Raw genomic sequence first — 6,174 nt, forward strand, 5'->3', positions numbered from 1 at the left:
GTATTTGGATCCATGGCAGCATATGCACTGGTGAGATTTACTTTTAAAGTAAAATTATTAGCTGGGGTTGTCTTTGCAGCTTCAGGCATGGGCTGCTATATTTTGGCTAAGGAAATCTTTAATTGGAAAGACACCACATCAATGGGATTTGCTTTTCTATGTGCTTTGGTTCTCAGTATAACAAGTAATCGTTTACCGCTGCCAGGACCAATTTTAAAAAATAATGATGTTGTTTTTTGGTTTGTTTCACAGCGAATGATGCCACCAATTGTAAGTGCATTTGCTCTGTACATGCTTTATTCAAAAATTGGGAAGGATTCGGGATTGAGATTATTAGATAGCTTTGCTGGTCTAACATTATGCTACGTAGCTTTTTCACTACCACTTGTTGTCTGGCTAATGCGTGACTTTTTTGAATCTTTACCAATTGAAGTTGAGGAAGCTGCTTTGGTTGATGATGTACCAAGATGGCGTATATTTCTAGAGATTGTAATTCCGATGGCGAAGCCTGGTTTAGTTGCCGTAACAATGATTACTATTGGATTTGTTTGGAATGAATTTCTATTTGCCCTCATTTTAACAACTGGAGACTGGCAAACTTTGCCAGTTCTCTTATCGGGTCAAAATTCTTATCGTGGTGATGAGTGGTGGGCCATTGCTGTTGCGAACATCATAGCAATCGCACCTATGCTGATTATCACGATTCTACTGGGTAGAATGATGAGGTCTGGGCTGATGCTAGGATCAATTCGCTAACTACCCACTATTTCTGTGGCAAGTTAATTAATTTTTTCATTAACTCACGCTACAATTTCCACTTCATGAAGAGGAAAAAAATGAAGAAAATGTTCGCTGGATTTCTAGCCAGTGCAGCTGCTGCAATCCTCACATCCGGGATCGCTGCAGCTCAATGTAAACCTCAGTCTGGCATGCCAGACTATACTGGTGTAACAATAAATGTTGGTTCACAAGTAGGACCTTTTATCGCTAGTGCGATGAAGCAAGGTGGTGACTCTTGGAGCAAAGCCACTTGCGGGAAAGTACAAATTGTCGAATTCCCATTTGGGGAACTCTACCCTAAATACCTCACTGCTTTTGCAGCAGGGGAGGACTCATTTGATGTGATCACATTCGCACCTGCTTGGACCCCAGATTTAGCTCCATTTCTCTCCGAAATGCCTAGCAAAATGAGAGAAACAGATGCTTGGCAAGATATTCACCCGACTTATCGTGACCGGTTGATGGTTTGGGAGGGAAAGCATAAGTCTCAAACCATTGATGGAGATCTGCATACTTTACACTACCGCATTGACTTATTTGAAGATCCCAAAGAAAGGGATGCCTTCAAAGCGAAGTATGGACGTGATTTAGTCGTCCCTCGCACATGGGATGAGTACTATGAAGTTGCTGAATTCTTCCATCGACCAAATGATGGAATTTACGGTGTAACAGAAGCTTTTGCCAGAGGTGGGCAGCAGTTCTGGTTCTATTTCACTCATGCTGCTTCCTACACAAATCATCCTGAAAATCCTGGCTCAATGTTCTTTGATCCAGACACAATGGATGCTCAGGTAAATAATCCTGGGTGGGTAAAGGCTTTGGAAGATTACGTCAAGTCCCTCAAATTGGCTCCTCCAGGCGCATTAAACTATTCATCAGGAGACACACGACAGCAGTTTGCTGGTGGCAAAACCTCTATGAATTTTGACTGGGGAGATACTGGTACGGTTGGTACTGATCCATCACAAAGCCAAATTCCTGGCAGTGTTGGTTCAGATCTTACTCCAGGTTCAACCACGATTTGGAATTACAAAACCAAACAGTGGGATGAGTTCTCCCGAGTTATCCACTCTCCATTCATGGCCTTTGGAGGATGGCAGGCTGCGGTACCAGAATTGAGTGAAGATAAAGAAGCTGCGTGGCATTACGTAGAGCACACCACCAACATTGAGAATAGTTCTATTCAAGCAATTACTGGTGGCTCTGGTGTAAACCCTTATCGCTACAGCCACTTCAGCAAAGATCTTTGGGAAAAGAAGATGAGTCCTCGCGAAGCAAATGAATATCTGACTGCACAACGTGACTCCCTGGGTGCTACCAATGTTGCCTTGGATATGCGGTTGCCGGGATACTTCTCCTATACAGAGATTCTGGAGATTGAATTGACTCGTGCCCTTGCTGGGGAAATGAAACCTCAGGAAGCTCTAGACTCCGTAGCATCTCAATGGAATGAGTTGACAGACGAGTTTGGACGTGACTCCCAAAAAGCAGCTTACCGCGCTTCGATGGGTCTTTAATCCTCCTTGACAGGGAATTTTTTAAGATTTCCTTCTCTTTTTGGCCTGCCAACAAAATTTTGTTGGCAGGTCCTTTTCCCACCAACGCTATTTGGCAAATTGCATGGCAAAAGTACGACTCGTCTCAATCACCAAAAAATTCGGGGAAACTACTGTAATTCCAGGGTTAGATCTTGATATTGCTGACAGAGAATTTGTTGTACTTGTCGGCCCATCAGGCTGTGGAAAAACTACTACACTTCGAATGATAGCAGGACTGGAAGAAGCCTCTGGGGGTAATATTTTTGTAGGTGAGCGAGATGTAACAAACCTTCGCCCTGGTTTAAGGAACTGTGCAATGGTCTTCCAAAATTATGCGCTTTATCCACACATGTCTGTCAGGGACAACATCGCCTACGGACTAAAAGTACGCAAAACACCAAAGAATGAAGTTGAAAGACTAGTCAATGAGGCAGCCAGAATCCTAGAGCTGGATTCGATGCTAGATCGGCGCCCTAAAAATCTATCAGGAGGACAGCGCCAAAGAGTTGCAATTGGCCGAGCAATTGTCCGGGAACCTGATGTTTTTCTTTTCGATGAGCCCCTCTCGAATCTGGATGCAAAGCTACGAATTGAGATGAGGACAGAGATTAAGAATCTGCACCAGAGACTCAAAGCAACCATGGTGTATGTTACCCACGATCAGGTTGAGGCAATGACTCTCGCAGATAGAGTAGTTGTGATGAAAGACGGTATCATCGAACAAGTAGCGGACCCAATTACCCTTTATGAAAATCCAGCAAATACTTTCGTGGCTAGTTTTATTGGATCTCCAAGTATGAATTTTCTTTCAGTGAAACTTATTCAGAAGGAATCTACTTTTTTTGTTGAGTTAGCTGAGGGTAGCCAACTAAAAATCCCTGAATCTATGCATAATAAATTTCAGCCATATGTCGATCGAACTCTAACCCTAGGAATCAGACCAGAACATCTCGAAAATGCTGGAGAAGGCCACCCAGCTGTTGCAAATGTTCAGGTAACTGTGTTGGAGCCACTGGGACCCCATACCCTTTTGTTAGGTCAGATTGGTCAAGAAAGTCTTACTGCTCAAATTGAAGCACGTTCTGCTGTGCAACCTGGTGCAACATATCCGATCGGATTCAGCATGGAACAGATACACATATTTGATCCTAATTCAGGGCGAGTTTTGTGAACAACTCCGGAACTGCACTAAATTTGGATTGGCTGGAAGACGTCCGTGTCAATGCCAGTGCCGTCAGTCGGCGAACCAAATCCTTGACTGGACGGCGAAGTGTCAAAGGGCCATGGCAAACTGCCTGGCTGTTACATGCAATCCAGTGTATGGATCTGACAACACTCTCCAGTGACGACACCCCAAAGCGAGTCCAACGACTCTGCGCAAAAGCTCGACAGCCGATTCGTCAAGAACTGGTGAAGTCTCTCGGAATCGAATCTCTAAATCTTCAAGTTGGAGCAGTCTGTGTCTATCATGCCTTCGTCAACATAGCAGTCACTGCTCTGAAAGACACGAACATTCCTGTTGCAGCGGTTGCTGCAGGCTTTCCTCATGGGCTTAGTCCCCTTTCAGCCAAACTCAGTGAAATTCGAGCGTCTGTTGAGGACGGAGCCCAAGAAATCGACATCGTCATTAGTCGCCATCATGTTCTAACAGGAAATTGGACGGCCCTGTATGATGAGGTTTTTGCATTCAAAGAAGCCTGTGGAAAAGCCCATCTAAAGACTATCTTGGGCACTGGAGATTTGGGTACTTTTCGAAATGTTGCAAAAGCCAGCTGGGTTTGTCTGATGGCTGGAGCGGATTTCATTAAGACATCCACAGGGAAAGAGGCTGTGAATGCTACCCTCCCAGTCACACTGGTCATGTTACGGGTATTACGAGACTATCATCAGCGTACAGGCCACTGGGCAGGCTTTAAGCCAGCTGGAGGCATTCGCACTGCCAAACAGGCACTTGATTGGCTAGTGTTGGTTCGAGAAGAGCTCGGTTTCGATGCTCAACAGCCCGACCGTTTTCGCTTTGGTGCCAGTGGATTATTGACCGATATTGAACGCCAACTTGAACATCGTGTGACAGGGCGATACGCCACCGCTGCCCGACAACCCCTCTGCTGATCTCCAATGAGTGACTTAGTGACTTTGTTCCAAAAATTGGATTATGGCCCCGCTCCAGAAAGTGACCAACCAGCCCAACAATGGCTGGAGAGCCATAATCGCAGCTTTGGCTTCTATCTCAATGGCAATTGGGAGATGCCCCAAGATGGTGAGCTAATTTCTGTGGAAAACCCTGCCACTGGTGAACAACTAGCCACTTGTCGGCAAGCCGGTTCCAGAGAAATTGCACAGGCATTATCAGGGGCTAGGGAAGCGCAACCCAAGTGGGAGAAACTAACTGGTCATCAACGGGCAAAATACCTTTATGCATTCGCTCGGGAAATGCAGCAGCATTCACGAGTACTTTCGGTGCTGGAGACACTTGATAACGGCAAGCCATTTCGAGAATCACGTGACATCGACATCCCGTTGGCAGTAAGGCATTTTTATCATCATGCGGGTTGGGCTCAGTTAGTTGAGGAAGAGTATCCCCAGCACGTTGCTACAGGAGTGGTAGGGCAGATCATACCCTGGAATTTCCCTTTGTTGATGCTCGCCTGGAAAGTTGCTCCAGCCCTAGCCTGTGGGAACACTGTTCTTCTCAAACCAGCGGAACAAACGCCGTTGACAGCACTATGGTTTGCAGAATGTTGTCATCGGATTGGCTTGCCTGCTGGGGTGTTTCAATTGCTCACTGGAGATGCACAGACGGGTGAGGAGTTGATCTGCAGCAAGGGTCTCGACAAAATTGCCTTCACTGGTTCCACCTCTGTTGGGAAACGCATTCGGGAATTGACCGCAGACTCAGATTGTAAATTATCGTTGGAACTCGGTGGCAAATCTCCTTTCATCGTTTTCGAAGATGCAGATCTGGATGCTGCTGTAGAAGGGGTAGTTGATGCGATATGGCTGAATCAAGGAGAGGTCTGTTGCGCTGGCTCACGGTTATTGCTTCAAGAGAGCATTGCCGCAAAAATGGTTGGAAAATTAAAACAGCGCATGCAGCAACTGCGTGTTGGTAATCCGCTGGATAAAGCAATCGATATCGGATCATTGATTAGCAAAATCCAATTGGAGCGTGTAAAAAGACTGACTACTGAAGGCGCTAAGACCGGAGCAACTCTCTGGCAGCCTCAAATTAGTTTGCCTGAAAAGGGCTGCTACTTTGCTCCAACTCTTGCCATTGATGTGGATCCTTCCTCTGTTCTTGCTCAAGAAGAGATTTTTGGACCAGTAGCAGCCACCATGACGTTCCGAACCCCAAGTGAAGCTCTTGAATTAGCAAACAACACCATGTATGGGCTAGCTGCAAGTGTTTGGAGTGAGAACATCAATCAGGCTCTTCACCTGGTGCCATCACTTCAAGCAGGCGTTGTTTGGGTAAACTGTACAAACCAGTTTGATGCGGCCTGTGGTTTTGGCGGATATCGAGAGAGTGGATACGGCAGGGAAGGTGGTCGAGAGGGTTTGCTTGAATATATGAAGCCCAAGCTAACGGCATTTACGGGTAAAAAACTGAAGCGTCCAGACGTCCAGGGCCTAAGTCACACAACCACACTCGAAGGATCAGAAATACATCGTACCGCAAAATTTTTCATTGCAGGGAGACAAACCCGACCAGATGGTGGAACGGTTCGGCCAGTCTGGAATAAAGATGGTTTACTTGTAGGTACCGTGGGACAGGGTAATCGGAAAGATCTTCGCAATGCCGTGGAAGCCGCTCAAAATGCAAGCTCATGGAGCAAATCCAGTGGACACCTAAGGG

The 6,174-nt window shown here is 46.0% G+C and carries 5 protein-coding genes; all 5 read left to right on the forward strand.

Annotated elements, in window-relative coordinates:
- The coding region (locus P8O70_18385) for a carbohydrate ABC transporter permease (GenBank protein MDG2198808.1) at positions 1 to 756 on the forward strand (756 nt) is incomplete at its 5' end.
- A gap of 65 nt (positions 757 to 821) precedes the next feature.
- Complete coding sequence (locus P8O70_18390) at positions 822 to 2,297, forward strand: extracellular solute-binding protein (GenBank protein MDG2198809.1); 1,476 nt, start codon at positions 822 to 824, stop codon at positions 2,295 to 2,297.
- Positions 2,298 to 2,400: 103 nt separating this feature from the next.
- A complete protein-coding gene (gene ugpC, locus P8O70_18395; GenBank protein ID MDG2198810.1) occupies positions 2,401 to 3,489 on the forward strand; it encodes a sn-glycerol-3-phosphate ABC transporter ATP-binding protein UgpC in 1,089 nt (362 codons plus the stop codon).
- Entirely contained in the window at positions 3,486 to 4,430 is a 945-nt protein-coding gene (gene deoC, locus P8O70_18400) for a deoxyribose-phosphate aldolase (protein ID MDG2198811.1), read from the forward strand. The genes ugpC and deoC overlap by 4 nt, the downstream gene beginning before the upstream one ends.
- A 6-nt stretch (positions 4,431 to 4,436) precedes the next feature.
- The coding region (locus tag P8O70_18405) for an aldehyde dehydrogenase family protein (GenBank protein ID MDG2198812.1) at positions 4,437 to 6,174 on the forward strand (1,738 nt) is incomplete at its 3' end.

The sequence above is a fragment of the SAR324 cluster bacterium genome (assembly GCA_029245725.1).
In the GTDB taxonomy this organism is placed as follows: domain Bacteria; phylum SAR324; class SAR324; order SAR324; family NAC60-12; genus JCVI-SCAAA005.